Origin of the sequence: Pseudomonas sp. NPDC085632 (genome assembly GCF_044541255.1) — a bacterium.
Taxonomy (GTDB): domain Bacteria; phylum Pseudomonadota; class Gammaproteobacteria; order Pseudomonadales; family Pseudomonadaceae; genus Aquipseudomonas.
Map to the genome: position 1 here is coordinate 47,347 of NZ_JBITSX010000037.1, position 15,145 is coordinate 62,491.

Below are 15,145 nucleotides of genomic sequence, written 5' to 3' on the forward strand. Positions count from 1 at the left end.
GATTTCATCCGTGGCGGAATGCTTAATAGTTGAAAGTCTTGACCAGCAGCAGATCACCGATCGCCCGCAGGGGCACGATGAACGTTTCGCGTTTTTCGTCGACGGTGTTTTCGTTGAGCACCAGCGTGATTTGCGAGGTGATCACCTCGTTCTGGTTGCTGGTCTCCTCGAAGTTATAGCCGCCGTTGCCGAAGTTGCCCCAATAGTTGACGTAAACCAGATAAGTGCCGTGCAACGGCGCGGTCATGGTGAACATTTCCGGGCCGGGACCATCGACACCATCCGGGTCCAGACCACCGCCATTGCTCAGCGCCGGTTGCGCCCAGAACGCATGCTGGCCGTCGGGCGTGACAATGTGCAGATCGAGCTCGGCTTTCGGGTCATCCCATCCCAAGACAAGACGAATTCGCGCCGGCGTGCGCAAATTGTTTGCTTCATAAAATTGCACGCGCTTGAGCGACTGGCCTTCGGCGCTGATCACTTCGACGCTATTGGAGCCGGCGCCGAACGCGTACGGCCGGGCGAAACGGCCCTCGTCGTCGGTGTACAGATTCAGTGGATTGCCATTCACCGCCAGGCTATGCGGCGGACGCATGTGCCCGATGGCCTTGAGCTGGCCCTGGATCATCGTGCGATTGCGCTGGATGCCGCGATCGATTGGCGGCGTCGGGTAGGCGACTTGCGGGTTTTCCGTGCGATCGAGCAGGCCGTGATAGCGCCAGCCGCCCACAGGTTCCGACAACTCGGCACTCGGCGCGGCCAGCAGCGCGGGCGCGCAGGCCAACCCGACCAGCAGCAAAAGAAATGAACGCATGTGACGCCTCCTGCCATGCCTGAACGAAACCTTGCACCCGATCCTCGGTACTTCACAGCGGTGAAAACTGCGTTTCGTCTGAAAGACCCGTGACTATGGGGTCGTAGAAGGCGCGAAGATTAGCGATTCGACGGTTTTTTAACAATCGGATACATGTGCTGTTGCTGTAGGAAACCTGCTTTTTAAGGGGTGTGAGCCGAATAGAGAGATTATTCGGCTCACAAAATGAGCCGAATAGGTTTCAGCCTTCCAGAATCGCCTCAGGAAAAAGGCCCGGTCGCACCCTGCTCATTTGCCCATAAACCCCCTATCTGCTAGTGTCGCGCCGGTTTAACGTCAACCGGAAATCGCCGCCATGGCCCGCAAAAAAGCTGCACTGGATTTCGAACAGTCCCTCGCCGACCTGCAAACATTGGTCGAGCGTCTGGAGAACGGTGAATTGTCGCTGGAAGACTCGCTGACCGCTTTCGAGCAGGGCATCGGCCTGACCCGTGACTGCCAGGCAGCGCTGGCGCAGGCCGAGCAGAAGGTGCAGGTGCTGCTGGAGTGCGATGGCGAACTCGCCGAGGAACCCTTCGACGCGGAACAGCCAGAATGATTGCGGCGTATACGGCGACCAGCCAGACCCGGGTCAACGTGGCGCTTGAGAGCCTGTTCAACGCACCGCTGCCGGAACTCGCACGGCTTTATGAAGCCATGCGCTACAGCGTGATGAACGGCGGCAAACGCGTGCGTCCGTTGCTGGCCTACGCTGCTTGCGAAGCGCTCGGTGGCAAGGCTGAACAAGCCAACGGCGCGGCCTGCGCGGTTGAGCTGATCCACGCTTATTCGCTGGTGCACGATGATTTGCCGGCGATGGACGACGACGATCTGCGTCGCGGCCAGCCGACCACCCACAAAAAATTCGATGAAGCCTGCGCGATTCTTGCCGGTGACGGTTTGCAGAGTCTCGCGTTCAGCGCCCTGCTCGACCCGCGCCTGAGCGACTGCAGCAGCGACATCCGCCTGCAAATGGTCACCGCGCTGGCCCAGGCGGCAGGCCCGGCAGGCATGGTCGGCGGTCAAGCTATCGACCTCGGTTCGGTCGGTTTGAAACTCGATCAAAAAGCCCTCGAACAGATGCACCGGCACAAGACCGGCGCGCTGATCGAAGTCAGCGTCAAACTCGGCGCTCTGGCCAGCGGCCGTGCCGAGAAGGATGAACTCAAGGCCTTGCAGACTTATGCACAGGCCATCGGCCTGGCCTTTCAGGTGCAGGACGACATCCTCGACGTCGAAAGCGATACCGAAACCCTCGGCAAACGCCAGGGCGCCGACATTGCCCGCGACAAGCCGACTTATCCCGCCCTGCTCGGTCTCGATGCGGCCAAGGCCTACGCGCTGGAGCTGCGCGATCAGGCCCTGCACGCACTGCGACCGTTTGACGCGGCGGCCGAGCCCTTGCGCGAGCTGGCCCGGTATATCGTCGAGCGGCGCAACTGACGGCGTATCCGCCAAAAAAGACCAACGCGTGGGCAGGGGGCGATGCATCAGGTAAACTGCCGCATCTTCTATACCTATAACGATTCGCCTGATGCCCACGACGTTTCATGAGAGTCCCCGCAAGCGCCCGACCACGCCCCTGCTCGACCGCGCGAATACGCCGGACGGCCTGCGCCGGTTAGGCGAAGCCGAGCTGGAAACCCTGGCCGATGAGTTGCGCCTGGAATTGCTCTACACGGTCGGTCAGACCGGTGGGCATTTCGGTGCCGGCCTGGGCGTGATCGAGCTGACCATCGCGCTGCATTACGTCTTCGACACGCCAGACGACCGTCTGCTGTGGGACGTCGGGCATCAGGCGTATCCGCACAAGATCCTCACCGGTCGCCGCGAGCGCATGGGCACGCTGCGCCAGAAGGACGGCATCGCCGCCTTCCCGCGCCGTGCCGAGAGCGAGTACGACACGTTCGGCGTCGGCCACTCCAGCACCTCGATCAGCGCGGCGCTGGGCATGGCCATTGCCGCCCGCCTGCAGAACAGTGATCGCAAGGCAATCGCAGTGATCGGCGACGGTGCGTTGACCGCCGGCATGGCCTTCGAGGCGCTGAACCATGCGCCGGAAGTGAACGCCAACATGCTGGTGATCCTCAACGACAACGACATGTCGATCTCGCGCAACGTCGGCGGTCTGTCGAATTATCTGGCGAAAATCCTTTCCAGCCGCACTTACGCGAGCATGCGCGAAGGCAGCAAAAAGGTCCTGTCGCGCCTGCCCGGCGCCTGGGAAATCGCCCGTCGTACCGAAGAATACGCCAAAGGTATGCTGGTCCCCGGCACGCTGTTCGAAGAGCTGGGCTGGAACTACATCGGCCCGATCGATGGCCACGACCTGCCCACGCTGATCGCCACGCTGCGCAACATGCGCGATCTGAAAGGCCCGCAGTTCCTGCACATCGTCACCAAGAAAGGCAAAGGTTTCGCCCCGGCGGAAGTTGACCCGATTGGTTACCACGCGATCACCAAACTCGAACCGCTGGACGCTCCGGCCGCTGCGCCGAAAAAGGCCAGCGGGCCGAAATACTCGGCTGTGTTCGGCGAGTGGCTGTGCGATATGGCGGCGTCTGATGCGCGTCTGGTCGGGATTACTCCGGCGATGAAAGAAGGCTCGGATCTGGTGGCGTTCAGTGAACGTTTCCCGCTGCGCTATTTCGACGTGGCGATTGCCGAACAACACGCAGTGACGTTCGCTGCCGGCATGGCCTGCGAAGGCGCAAAACCGGTGGTGGCGATCTACTCGACGTTCCTCCAGCGCGGTTACGACCAGTTAGTGCATGACGTTGCAGTGCAGAACCTCGACGTGCTGTTCGCCATCGATCGTGCCGGTCTGGTCGGCGAAGACGGCCCGACGCACGCTGGCAGCTTCGATCTGTCGTACCTGCGCTGCATCCCGGGCATGGTCATCATGACCCCGAGCGATGAAAACGAGCTGCGCAAAATGCTCACCACCGGCCACCTGTACAACGGCCCGGCGGCAGTGCGTTATCCACGCGGCAGCGGCCCGAACGCAACCATCGAAAAAGACCTCGAGCCAATCGAAATCGGCAAGGGCATCGTCCGTCGTCAGGGCAGCAAAGTCGCCCTGCTGGTGTTTGGTGTGCAACTGGCCGAGGCGCTGAAAGTTGCCGAGAAGCTGGATGCCACGGTGGTCGACATGCGTTTCGTCAAACCGCTTGATGAATCTCTGGTGCGCGAGATTGCCGGCAGCCACGAATTGCTGGTGACCATCGAAGAAAACGCCATCATGGGCGGCGCCGGTGGCGCGGTCAGCGAGTTCCTTGCACGTGAGAACATCCTCAAGTCGATGCTGCATCTGGGCTTGCCAGACATCTACGTCGAACACGCCAAGCCTGCGCAGATGCTGGCCGAGTGCGGACTGGACGAGGCCGGGATCGAAGCGTCGATTCGTGAGCGTCTGGCCCTACTCGACCGCTAAGCGTTCCCCCTGTAGGAGCTGCCGAAGGCTGCGATCTTTGATCCTGCTTCTCGGCGGCTCCAGACCTTCCAAAAAAGCAAAATCAAAAGATCGCAGCCTTCGGCAGCTCCTACAGGGTTTTGCACAAACCATGGATTGCCATGAAACTCTCGCGCCTCGCCCTGCCCTTCTTCCTGCTGCCAGCCGCCAACGCGCTCGCCGATACCTTCGAACGCGACCAAGCCCTGAAGCTGCCCGACATGCTGATCAGCGCCAACCGTCAGGTCGAAGCTCGCAACGACAGCAGCGCCGCCAACACGGTGTTCACCCGCGAAGACATCGACCGCCTGCAACCGAGCGATGTGCCAGACCTGCTGCGTCGCGTACCCGGCGTGCAAGTGGCGCAGGCCGGCGGGCGCGGTAGCCTGCCGGGGATCTACATTCGCGGTACGCAGTCGGCGCAGAGTCTGGTTTTGGTCGACGGCCAGCGCATCGGCAGTTCGACGTCTGGTGACAGCAATCTGCAGCATCTGAACATCGAGCAGATCGAACGCGTGGAAGTGCTGCGCGGTTCGCGTTCGGTGATTTACGGCAGCGATGCGATTGGCGGGGTGATTCAGATTTTCACCCGACGCGGCACTGAGCAGGGCTTGCAGCCACGGATGCACGTTGGTTTCGGCAGCAACCAGACGTGGGAGCGCAGCCTCGGCTTGTCCGGTGGCGATGAGAAAACCCGATTCAACCTCGGCGCCAGCCTTGATGAAACCGCCGGGATTGACCGTACTCACGAGTCGTACCCGAGCGATGGCGATCACGATGCCTACCGCAATAAATCTGTCAGCCTGAGCCTCAGCCATGCGCTGACCAATGACATCGAAATCGGCGCCAATCTGCTGGATAACCGTGGCAAGAGCGAGTTCGACAACCCGTTCGGTAGATATGACTTCGCGACGGATCAGTCCTACCAGCAGCAGCCATACAGCGATTTCAACGTCAGTAGCGTCAGCAGTTACGTCGATGCCCGGGTCAACGAAACCTGGAAAACCCGCGTCGAGTTCGGCCATACCGAGAACCGCGAAAAGACCCTCGACAAGCTCAGCGACGAGCGCACGGTGTTCAACACCTACCGCGACTCGGTGAACTGGCAGAACGACCTGACACTGGACGCGCGCAACAGCTTGATCCTCGGCGGCGACTGGTACGAAGACCGGGTCAACAGCAGCACCGCGTTCGACGAAGACAGCCGCTGGAACCGCGCCGCGTTTATTCAGCATCGTTATCAGGCCGACAGTTTCTCCACCGAGCTGGGCCTGCGCCATGACGATAATCAGCAGTTCGGCAGCCAGAACACCTGGAGCGGCACGTTCACCCTGCCGTTGAACCCGGACAATGATCTGTTGCTGAGCTACAGCGAAGGCTTCCGTGCGCCGACCTTCAACGACCTGTATTACCCGGATTTCAGCAACCCGGATCTGAAACCGGAAACCTCGAAAAGCTATGAGCTGCAGTGGCGCAGCCAGTTGAGCGACAGCAGCCGTCTGGAAGCGTCGATTTACCGTACCGACCTGGAAGACGCGATCATCGTCGGCAGCAACTCACGCCCGGAGAACGTCGCCTCTGCGCGAATCAATGGATTCGAAGCAGCGCTGAAGCAGGAACTGTTCGACTGGCAGAGCAACCTTGGTGTTTCGATCATCGATCCACGCGATCGCGATACCGGGCACACTTTGGCCCGGCGTGCGCGGCGCACGTTGAGTTGGGATCTGGATCGCCAGTTTGATCAAGTCAGCCTCGGCGCCAGTTGGCAGGCGGTCAGCAGCAGTTATGACGACAAGGACAATATGCAGGCGCTGGGTGGTTATGCGCTGTTCGGCTTGCGCAGCAGTTGGGCGCTGAATCGCGAGATCAAGCTGGATCTGAAAGTGGATAACGTTTTCGACAAAGGCTACAGCCGGGCGAATTACAGCTATGACGGTAGCCAGTATGGCTATCGCGAGGAAGGTCGGGTGTGGATGTTTGGCGTCACCTGGACCCCCGAGACCCGCTGAAATCCCCTACAGGATTACCTGTCCGGCGCGATCAATTGGCAGAGCTTGGCGGTGGCGCTGATCATTTGGCCGCTTGGGCGTTCAAGGCCTTTGTCGGTGATCAGCAACAGATTACCCCGCTTCACCGCCGCCACCTGCGGCCAGGTTTTCCACGCATTCAGCTGCACCTGATCCCCCGCCAGAATCACTTCTGGATCATGCTGCAACACCGCCTCAATACTCACCTGCGGCGCCGGTAGACTCAGGTCGGCGAACACATTACGCGCGCCACACACTTCAAGCGCATCACTGATGATCTGCCCGCCACCGACGGTGTACAGCGGCTTGTCCCACACCTGATAAAACACCCGCAACGGCACTTCCCGGTGATAGCGCTGGCGTAGGTCGGTGAGTGCTTGCCGCAGATCTGTAGCCAGTTTCAGCCCACGTTCAGGCCTGCCCAATTGCGTGGCAATGGCTTCTATCTGCGTGGAGAGTTGATCTAACGAATGCGGTTCGGCGACGAAGGTCGGGATGTCCAGACGCTTCAATTGATCGCGCTGTGCAGGTCCCACACTGCCGGGCCAGAGCAACAACAGGTCAGGTTTGAGGCTCAGTAATTGTTCCACGTCGAGTTGGCCATAACGGCCGACAGAGGGGACGTTGGCAATCGCCGCAGGACGCTCACCGGCATCCAGCACGCCCACCAGCAAGTCAGCCGAATCCAGTTCGACAACGATTTCAGAAAGCGACGGCGCGAGGCTGACCACCCGCAGTTGCGCCAGCACAGGGCCACTAACGGCCAGCAGCAGCAGAAGCGCCAGCCAGAGACGGCGCATCAGCCGAGTTGACGCGGGATACGGTAGAGGTAGAACAGCACCGCCGTGGACAGCGCCAGCAACATCAGCGGTACGGCTTCGAGACCGACAAACACCGCCAGCGCACCGATCCATGCTGGCAACGCTGCCGCGAGGAAAGCGGCACGGCGTCGCGCCGCAAGGGCAATCCACGCGGCCGGTTCATCCGGGGTATCGAGGGCTTTATGCGTGGCGATCAGCGCGTGTTTATAGCGGCCGAAAAACTTCAGGCTGACAAACATCGACGCCACACCGGCAATGAACAAGGGCATCGCCAATACCGGCAGAATTCCTTCGCCCTGACCAAACAAGGCGTTGAGCACGAACAGCGGCACCAGCGCCAGCGCGAGGTATTTCCACCAATCAACCGACAACCGGCGCCGCACCTGGCCCCGCGTCACGCGCGATCAACCTCGCCCTGATGCTCGTTGCCCATCATGTGGTCGAGCTTGCTGGCCTTGGTTGCCAGGTAGAGTTTGTTGTGCGGGTTGTGACCGGTGTGCAGCGGCACGCGTTCGGCGACGGTAATGCCCATATCGGTCAAGGCTTTGACCTTGCGCGGGTTGTTGGTCATCAGGCGCAGGGATTTAACGCCCAGATGCTCAAGCATCGGCAGGCACATGGCGTAGTCACGCTGGTCGGCGGCAAAGCCCAGACGTTCGTTGGCTTCAACGGTGTCGGCGCCGCCGTCCTGCAATTCATAGGCACGGATCTTGTTCAGCAGACCGATGCCGCGACCTTCCTGGCGCAGGTAAAGCAACACGCCACGGCCTTCACGGGCGATGGCCTTGAGGGCGCCTTCGAGTTGCGAACCGCAGTCGCAACGCTGGCTGAACAAGGCGTCGCCGGTCAGGCATTCGGAGTGCAAACGGCCGAGTACCGGGGCACCGTCTGTGAATTCACCGAGGCTCAGCACAACGTGCTCGCGGCCGGTGGCTTCATCGAGAAAACCGTGCATGGTGAATTGCGCAAAAGGCGTTGGCAGCTTGGAAGCGGCGACAAAGACGACAGGCACCGGTGTGCTCCTGATCTAAAGAGTCTGAAAATTCGCAGGCCGGCATTGTAACAGCAGGTTCCTACAGACGCTTAGGCTGAATTATCGGGCATAACGATCAAAAAGTTTGATAACAACCCGGACAACATGGATTCCTGTAGGAGCTGACGAGTGAAACGAGGCTGCGATCTTTTGATCTGGTTTTTACAATCAAGATCAAAAGATCGCAGCGTGCCGCAGCGCCTACAGGGGATTGGTGGTGAAGGGATATGGCTGCTTCCATTTCTCGAAGATCGGCTTCAGCTCACCGCTTTTCACCAGTTGCTCCATGCGCTGGTCATACAGCGCCATCAGCGCACGCGCCTGCGGGGTATCGGCGAAGCCGAGGAACAACGGCAGTTCGGCCAGATGCGAATAGCGATACTGAGTCGGATCGGCCGCGGTTCTCACCACGGCTTCGATCTCGGTCAGCGCATCGATGTAGTAATCCGCCCGCCCCTGCTTGAGCATCGACAGAATTCCGGTGCGCCGCTCGATCTGGTTGTAACGCTTGATGTTCGGCAGGTAGTTTTCGTAGCGATAACCACGCACCCAGGCCAGCCGATACTTGCCCAGCGTCGCCTGGGTGGGCGCCGGATTGCTCGCCAGCCCCAACGCGTAGATGTGATCGGAATCAAAATTCCAGCGCGGGTACAGCACTTGATCGGCTTCATCGCGATAAGAGCCGACCAGCGCATCGACCTCTTTCAACTGCACCAGACCAACCGAACGGGTGTAAGGCACCGTGCGAAGGTCCAGCTTCACCCCGGCCGGTTCAAACACTTTGCGCAACACATCCCAACCGAGGCCATGGCCGTCAGCGGCGGTGTAGTCTTCCCAATCTTCGCTGGCCAGATGGATGACTGCCGGCGTCGGCGCAGCTTCCTGCGCACTGATAACAGTGCTCAGCAAAGCAAAAACCAGCAGCGCCAACCAGCGTCGAGCCATCCCTAGTCCCCTCACATGACCCTGATATCCCTTGGAATCAGGCGAAAATCCACACCAGACCCTGCATGGCCAGCCAGGCGAACACACCGGCCAGTACGTCGTCGAGCATGATGCCGACGCCGCCATGCACATGCCGGTCGATCCAGCGGATCGGCCACGGCTTGAGAATGTCGAAGAAGCGGAACACGAGGAAACCCGCAAGCAACCAGTACCAACCTTCCGGTACCAGCCACAGGGTAATCCACATCCCGACCATCTCGTCCCAGACGATGCCTTCGTGGTCGTGCACCCGCAGATCGTCGGCGACCTTGCCGCACAGCCAGAAGCCGAACAGCATGGTGATCCCCAGCATCAGCCAGTAACCCCAGTCGGGCAACATCTGCCACAACGGGATAAAGGGTAGCGCAACTAACGAGCCCCACGTGCCCGGGGCTTTCGGCAGGGTGCCGGAACCAAAGCCGAACGCGAGGAAATGCCAGGGATTGCGCCAGACCGACGGCGGAACGAATTCGGCCGGAACCTGTTTCGGGTGATCTGTCACGGTGTCTCCTGAAAATGTTGATAGCCCCGGATTTGCGGGGTGATGTCCTTCCCTTCGCGGTCCAGCAGGACCACGCCCTGACCTTCTGACACACGACCGATCACATGAATCGGCCAGCCATTGGCCAGCAGCGCCGGCAACTCGACGGACGGTAGTGTGAAGGCCAGCACGTAATCATCGCCACCGCTCAACGCCGCGCGCTCGGCGCCACACTGACCAAGAAACGCCACTAAAGCATCCGACAGCGGTACGCGCTCGCGTTCAATCTCAAGCCGCACCTTCGACGCCAGTGCGATGTGGCCGCAGTCGGCGAGCAGGCCATCAGAGATGTCCAGTGCCGAGGTGGCTTTGCCGCGCAGGGCCTGACCGAGGGCGAGTTGTGGCTGTGGCGACCAGTAATGACCGAGTAGCGGTTGGGCGACATGAGGTTCGGCGTCACGCTGACCGAGCACCAGCGGCAAGGCGCCGGCGGCATTGCCCAGCTCACCGCCGACACACAGCAGGTCACCCGGCTGCGCACCGCTGCGGGTCAACGCCTGGCCCGCAGGCACGCGACCAAACACGGTGACCGTCAGACTCAACGGCCCACGCGTGGTATCGCCGCCCACCAGTGCAACGCCGCAGCTCTGCGCCATACGGTTCAAACCGTGGGCATAGGCTTGCAGCCAATCGGCGGTCACCGTCGGTACAGTCAGGGCAAGGGTAAAGGCAACGGGCGTGGCGCCCATGGCGGCCAGATCGCTGACCGCAACGGCCAGCGAGCGCTGACCGAGCAGAAACGGATCGCAGGGGTCGGCGAAATGCACACCGGCCACCAGCGTATCGGTAGAAATCGCCAACTGTTCCCCAAGGGGAACAGCGAGCAAGGCGCAGTCGTCGCCGATTCCCAGAGCAACGCCTTCGCCGCCCTGCGCACAAGGCGCGGCGGCGAAGAAATTGCGGATCAGCTCAAACTCGCCCATGGCTGAGACAAAGTACTCAAGCGCCGGTTAGCGCTTGAACGCCTTCACTTCAGCTTCACGCAGACGCGGGGCCAGCTTGTCGAGCACACCGTTGACGAACTTGTGGCCGTCGGTGGAACCATAGACTTTCGCCAGTTCGATACCTTCGTTGATCACCACGCGGTACGGCACATCGACGCGCTTGAGCAGCTCCCAAGTGGACAGGCGCAGTACGCACAGTTCAACCGGGTCCAGCTCTTCGATGGTCAGGTCCAGGCACGGCGCCAACGCAGTGTCGATCTCGGTCAGACTGGCCGGAACACCGTGCAGGATGTCGTGGAAGTAGCTGGCATCGGCGAAGGTGAAATCGTTGTCGACGCGAAACTGCGCTTCGATTTCGTTCAGCGAAGTCTTGGCCATGTGGCGCTGGTACAACGCTTGAGTCGCCAACTGACGGGCAGCGCGGCGCTTTTCACTTTTCGAAGGCTTGCCGGCGTCCGTTGGACGCGGTTCGCGCGGGTTGAAACGATCGCTTTCGTCGCTAATCACTTGGCCTCCAACTGTGCCAGCAGGCTAACCATTTCCAGAGCGGACAGGGCAGCTTCGGCACCTTTGTTACCGGCCTTGGTGCCGGAACGTTCGATGGCTTGCTCGATGGAATCAACGGTCAGGACGCCGAAGGCAACCGGAACGCCGAACTCCATGGACACCTGGGCCAGACCCTTGGTGCACTCGCCTGCCACGTATTCGAAGTGCGGAGTACCGCCACGAATGACCGCGCCCAGCGCAATGATTGCAGCGAACTCGCCTTTCTGGGCGACTTTCTGCGCAACCAGCGGGATTTCGAAGGCGCCAGGTGCGCGGATGATGGTGATGTCGCTTTCGCTCACGCCGTGGCGAACCAGGGCATCAACTGCACCGCTGACCAGGCTTTCAACAACGAAGCTGTTGAAGCGGCCCACTACCAAAGCGTAGCGGCCTTTAGGGGCGATGAAGGTACCTTCGATGGTCTTCAGGGTCATTCGTCAGTTCTCTTAAAGAGCCGGGACGCGTCTGCTACGCGTCCCTCAGTGATTTATTTGCCGCGAATCGGAGTCCGGAAACAACCGGTCATTATTCGGAGGGCACGTATTCTACAACTTCCAGATCGAAACCGGATATCGCATTAAATTTCATTGGCGCAGACATCAAGCGCATTTTGCGTACGCCGAGGTCACGCAGGATCTGCGAACCGGCACCGACGATGCTGTAAGTCGTCGGTTTTTTCGGCGCGGACTGATCGCCGGTTTCACGGATATGCGCCAGCAACACGTCGCCATCGAGCGGGTGACCGAGCAACAGCACCACACCGCTGCCCGCCTCGGCAACCGCAGCCATGGCGGCGCGCAGGCTCCAGCGCCCCGGTTGCTTGACCATCAACAGGTCGCGCAGCGGGTCCATGTTGTGCACGCGAACCAGCGTTGGCTCTTCGGCGCAAACAGTGCCCAGGGTCAGCGCCATGTGCACGTCACCTTCCACCGAATCACGATAGGTCACCAGGTTGAATTGGCCCAGTTCACTGTCCAGTGGCTGCTCGGCAATCCGCTGAACGGTACGTTCATGGATCATCCGGTAATGAATCAGGTCGGCGATGGTGCCGATCTTGATGTTGTGTTCGGCAGCGAACGCTTCCAGTTCAGCGCGACGGGACATGGTGCCGTCGTCGTTCATCACTTCGCAGATCACGCCGCTCGGTTCGAAACCGGCCATGCGCGCCAGGTCGCACGCGGCTTCGGTGTGGCCAGCGCGAGCGAGGGTGCCGCCGGCCTGAGCCATCAGCGGGAAGATGTGGCCCGGGCTGACGATGTCTTCAGCCTTGGCGTCCTTGGCAGCGGCCGCCTGGACAGTGCGCGCGCGGTCAGCGGCGGAGATGCCGGTGGTCACGCCTTCGGCGGCTTCGATCGAGACGGTGAACTTGGTGCCGAAGCCGGAACCGTTGCGCGGCGCCATCAGCGGCAGCTTCAACAGTTCGCAGCGCTCGCGGCTCATCGGCATGCAGATCAGGCCACGGGCGTGCTTGGCCATGAAGTTGATGTGCTCGGCCTTGCAGCACTCGGCGGCCATGATCAGGTCGCCTTCGTTCTCGCGGTCTTCGTCATCCATGAGGATGACCATCTTGCCTTGGCGGATGTCTTCAACCAGTTCTTCGATGCTATTGAGCGCCACAAGGCACCCCCTTCAGTCAGGATTTGAGATAGCCATTGGCGGCCAGAAAGCTTTCAGTGATCGTGCCACCAGGCTTTTGTGAAGAGCCGGACTCTGCAGCCTTGTCGCCCAAGAGCAGACGCTCCAGATAACGCGCCAGCAAATCGACTTCCAGGTTCACCCGGCGACCTGGCGTGTACGACGCCATGATGGTTTCGCTCAGTGTGTGCGGAATGATCGTCAGCATGAATTCGGCGCCATCGACTTCGTTCACGGTCAGGCTGGTGCCGTCGACGGTGATCGAGCCTTTATGGGCGATGTACTTGGCCAGCTCTTTCGGCGCGCGGATGCGAAATTCCACGGCGCGGGCATTGTCGGAGCGCGAGACGATTTCGCCGACGCCGTCGACGTGGCCGCTGACCAGATGCCCGCCGAGACGAGTGGTCGGGGTCAGGGCTTTTTCCAGATTGACCGGGCTGCCGCTTTTCAGGTCATTCATGGCGGTGCAGTCGAGGGTTTCGCGGCTGACGTCGGCGGCAAAGCCGTCGCCCGGCAGCTCAACCGCAGTCAGGCACACGCCGTTGACCGCGATGCTGTCGCCGAGTTTGACGTCGCTCAGGTCGAGCTTGCCGGTGGCGACGTGGACCCGCACATCACCGCCCTTTGGGGTCAGTGCGCGGATACTGCCGATGGATTCGATGATGCCGGTAAACATGGGGTTCTCCTTGAGAACTAAGCCAGCGTAATAACGATGGCCGGGAATTATACGCTCGCCGAACGGACAGGGATGGCAGTGACTCGCCAGTCATCGCCGACCGCACGAATTTCAGTGATTTTCAGCTCCGGCGCATCCTTCATATGGGCCAGCGGCCAGTCCAGCAATGGACGCGCCGTGGAGCCGAGGAACTTGCCGGCGATGAAGATCACGAACTCGTCGACCAGACCGAGCTGAGCAAAAGCGCCGGCCAATCGCGGCCCGGCCTCGACCAGCACCTCGTTGGTGCCACGGTTGGCCAGCTCGATCAGCAATTGATGCAGATCGACCTGACCGTCATCGCCCGGCACGATCAGGCATTCCGGGCCATTGGCGTATTGCTCTTCGACCGCCATGCAAGTGGCGACCAACGCCGGGCCAGCCTTGAAGAACGGTGCATCGAGCGGCACACGCAGACGGCCGTCGATCAACACGCGCAGCGGCGGTCGGCTCATGGCCAGCGCGGTTTGCTCGCGATCCAGACCGAGTTCGTCAGCGCGAACAGTCAAGCGCGCGCCATCGGCCAGTACGGTGTCGGCGCCGGTCAGGACCACGGCGGCCTGAGCGCGCAAACGCTGGACGGCTGAACGCGCGGCCGGGCCGGTGATCCATTGGCTCTCGCCACTTTCCATCGCCGTGCGACCGTCGAGACTCATGGCCAACTTGACCCGCACGAACGGCAAGCCGTGTTCCATGCGCTTCAGAAAACCTTGATTGAGCTTGCGCGCCTCTGCTTCAAGTACACCGCTTTCGGTGGCGATACCGGCATCGGCCAGGCGCTGCAAACCACGTCCGGCGACTTGCGGATTCGGGTCGCGCATCGCCGCTACGACGCGGACGACACCGGCATTCACCAGCGCATCGGCGCACGGCGGCGTACGCCCATGGTGGCTGCACGGCTCGAGGGTCACATAAGCGGTGGCGCCCCGGGCCAGCTCACCGGCGGCGCGCAGCGCATGGACTTCGGCGTGCGGTTCGCCGGCGCGCTCATGCCAGCCTTCGCCGACAATCTGCCCGTCGCGCACCACCACGCAGCCGACCCGCGGATTGGGATGCGTGGTGTAGTGACCTTTGCGCGCCAGTTCCAGCGCACGCGCCATGAAGTGGGCGTCGAGGATGGCCTGCTCGGCGACGGTGGTCATTCTTTCACCGGTTCGCGGGCGAGGCGGTCGATTTCTTCGCGGAATTCGTTGAGGTCCTGGAAGCGCTTGTACACCGATGCGAAGCGGATGTAGGCGACTTCATCAAGCTTCTGCAATTCAGCCATCACCAGTTCGCCGACCACGAGGGATTTGACCTCGCGCTCGCCGGTGGCGCGCAGCTTGTGCTTGATGTGAACCAGAGAGGATTCAAGGCGCTCGACGCTCACCGGACGTTTCTCCAGCGCACGTTGCATGCCGGCGCGCAGTTTTTCTTCGTCGAACGGTTGGCGGCTGCCGTCGGTTTTGATCAGGCGCGGCAACACCAGTTCGGCCGTCTCGAACGTCGTGAAACGCTCGCCGCAGGCCAGGCATTCACGCCGGCGGCGCACAAGCGCATGGTCGAGATGCTCAACAAGGGTGAAACCCTGCCGGTCGACCTCAAGGGTCGCTTCA

The 15,145-nt window shown here is 61.1% G+C and carries 16 protein-coding genes and 2 pseudogenes; 5 read left to right on the top strand and 13 right to left on the bottom strand.

From position 1 onward, the window contains the following. Positions 1-22: 22 nt before the first annotated feature. On the bottom strand, positions 23-814 hold the full coding sequence (locus ACIF4X_RS20850; protein WP_397483560.1) for a YfaP family protein: 792 nt from the start codon (positions 812-814) through the stop codon (positions 23-25). 355 nt (positions 815-1,169) lie between these two features. Between ACIF4X_RS20850 and ACIF4X_RS20855 the strand changes: the two genes are divergently transcribed. The 4 genes from ACIF4X_RS20855 to ACIF4X_RS20870 all read left to right on the top strand — a co-directional run bounded on the left by ACIF4X_RS20855 (position 1,170) and on the right by ACIF4X_RS20870 (position 6,313). Continuing rightward, complete coding sequence (locus ACIF4X_RS20855; protein WP_397483561.1) at positions 1,170-1,412, top strand: exodeoxyribonuclease VII small subunit; 243 nt, start codon at positions 1,170-1,172, stop codon at positions 1,410-1,412. Continuing rightward, positions 1,409-2,296 (top strand): (2E,6E)-farnesyl diphosphate synthase, encoded by an 888-nt coding sequence (ispA, locus tag ACIF4X_RS20860; protein WP_397483562.1) that lies wholly within the window; start codon positions 1,409-1,411, stop codon positions 2,294-2,296. The genes ACIF4X_RS20855 and ispA overlap by 4 nt, the downstream gene beginning before the upstream one ends. A gap of 91 nt (positions 2,297-2,387) precedes the next feature. After that, a complete protein-coding gene (dxs, locus tag ACIF4X_RS20865; RefSeq protein WP_397483563.1) occupies positions 2,388-4,286 on the top strand; it encodes a 1-deoxy-D-xylulose-5-phosphate synthase in 1,899 nt (632 codons plus the stop codon). A 140-nt stretch (positions 4,287-4,426) separates the two neighbouring features. Next, positions 4,427-6,313 (top strand): TonB-dependent receptor domain-containing protein, encoded by a 1,887-nt coding sequence (locus tag ACIF4X_RS20870; protein WP_397483564.1) that lies wholly within the window; start codon positions 4,427-4,429, stop codon positions 6,311-6,313. A 14-nt stretch (positions 6,314-6,327) separates the two neighbouring features. On the opposite strand, the gene ACIF4X_RS20875 is transcribed toward ACIF4X_RS20870, so the two are convergent. The 12 genes and pseudogenes from ACIF4X_RS20875 to nrdR all read right to left on the bottom strand — a co-directional run. Then, positions 6,328-7,131 carry a cobalamin-binding protein gene (locus ACIF4X_RS20875; protein ID WP_397483565.1) on the bottom strand — a complete coding sequence of 268 codons (804 nt, stop codon included), beginning with the start codon at positions 7,129-7,131 and terminating at the stop codon, positions 6,328-6,330. Then, a complete protein-coding gene (locus ACIF4X_RS20880; protein ID WP_397483566.1) occupies positions 7,131-7,550 on the bottom strand; it encodes an MFS transporter in 420 nt (139 codons plus the stop codon). Before ACIF4X_RS20880 ends, ACIF4X_RS20875 begins: the two co-directional genes overlap by 1 nt. Continuing rightward, a complete protein-coding gene (gene ribA, locus ACIF4X_RS20885) occupies positions 7,547-8,164 on the bottom strand; it encodes a GTP cyclohydrolase II (RefSeq protein WP_053124247.1) in 618 nt (205 codons plus the stop codon). Before ribA ends, ACIF4X_RS20880 begins: the two co-directional genes overlap by 4 nt. Positions 8,165-8,386: 222 nt before the next feature. Further along, on the bottom strand, positions 8,387-9,130 hold the full coding sequence (locus tag ACIF4X_RS20890) for a substrate-binding periplasmic protein (protein ID WP_397483567.1): 744 nt from the start codon (positions 9,128-9,130) through the stop codon (positions 8,387-8,389). 37 nt (positions 9,131-9,167) lie between these two features. Then, complete coding sequence (locus ACIF4X_RS20895; protein WP_007910933.1) at positions 9,168-9,671, bottom strand: phosphatidylglycerophosphatase A; 504 nt, start codon at positions 9,669-9,671, stop codon at positions 9,168-9,170. Next, entirely contained in the window at positions 9,668-10,633 is a 966-nt protein-coding gene (thiL, locus tag ACIF4X_RS20900; RefSeq protein ID WP_397483568.1) for a thiamine-phosphate kinase, read from the bottom strand. Before thiL ends, ACIF4X_RS20895 begins: the two co-directional genes overlap by 4 nt. A gap of 27 nt (positions 10,634-10,660) precedes the next feature. Continuing rightward, entirely contained in the window at positions 10,661-11,161 is a 501-nt protein-coding gene (gene nusB, locus ACIF4X_RS20905) for a transcription antitermination factor NusB (RefSeq protein ID WP_016984114.1), read from the bottom strand. After that, positions 11,158-11,634 (bottom strand): 6,7-dimethyl-8-ribityllumazine synthase, encoded by a 477-nt coding sequence (gene ribE / locus ACIF4X_RS20910; RefSeq protein ID WP_003228649.1) that lies wholly within the window; start codon positions 11,632-11,634, stop codon positions 11,158-11,160. Before ribE ends, nusB begins: the two co-directional genes overlap by 4 nt. A 91-nt stretch (positions 11,635-11,725) precedes the next feature. Beyond that, positions 11,726-12,817, bottom strand: coding sequence for a bifunctional 3,4-dihydroxy-2-butanone-4-phosphate synthase/GTP cyclohydrolase II (gene ribBA, locus ACIF4X_RS20915; protein ID WP_397483569.1), 1,092 nt, complete (start codon positions 12,815-12,817; stop codon positions 11,726-11,728). 16 nt (positions 12,818-12,833) lie between these two features. Continuing rightward, positions 12,834-13,511: a riboflavin synthase gene (locus tag ACIF4X_RS20920; protein WP_397483570.1), complete on the bottom strand. Its 678-nt coding sequence runs from the start codon at positions 13,509-13,511 to the stop codon at positions 12,834-12,836. A 47-nt stretch (positions 13,512-13,558) separates the two neighbouring features. Further along, positions 13,559-14,692, bottom strand: coding sequence for a bifunctional diaminohydroxyphosphoribosylaminopyrimidine deaminase/5-amino-6-(5-phosphoribosylamino)uracil reductase RibD (ribD, locus tag ACIF4X_RS20925; protein ID WP_397483571.1), 1,134 nt, complete (start codon positions 14,690-14,692; stop codon positions 13,559-13,561). After that, a pseudogene (gene nrdR / locus ACIF4X_RS20930) lies at positions 14,689-15,081 on the bottom strand (transcriptional regulator NrdR); the annotation flags it as partial. The pseudogene nrdR and the gene ribD, both read right to left, overlap by 4 nt. Between nrdR and ACIF4X_RS20935 the strand changes: the two are divergent. Further along, positions 15,073-15,145, top strand: a pseudogene (locus ACIF4X_RS20935) (hydrolase); the annotation flags it as partial. The pseudogenes nrdR and ACIF4X_RS20935 overlap by 9 nt on opposite strands.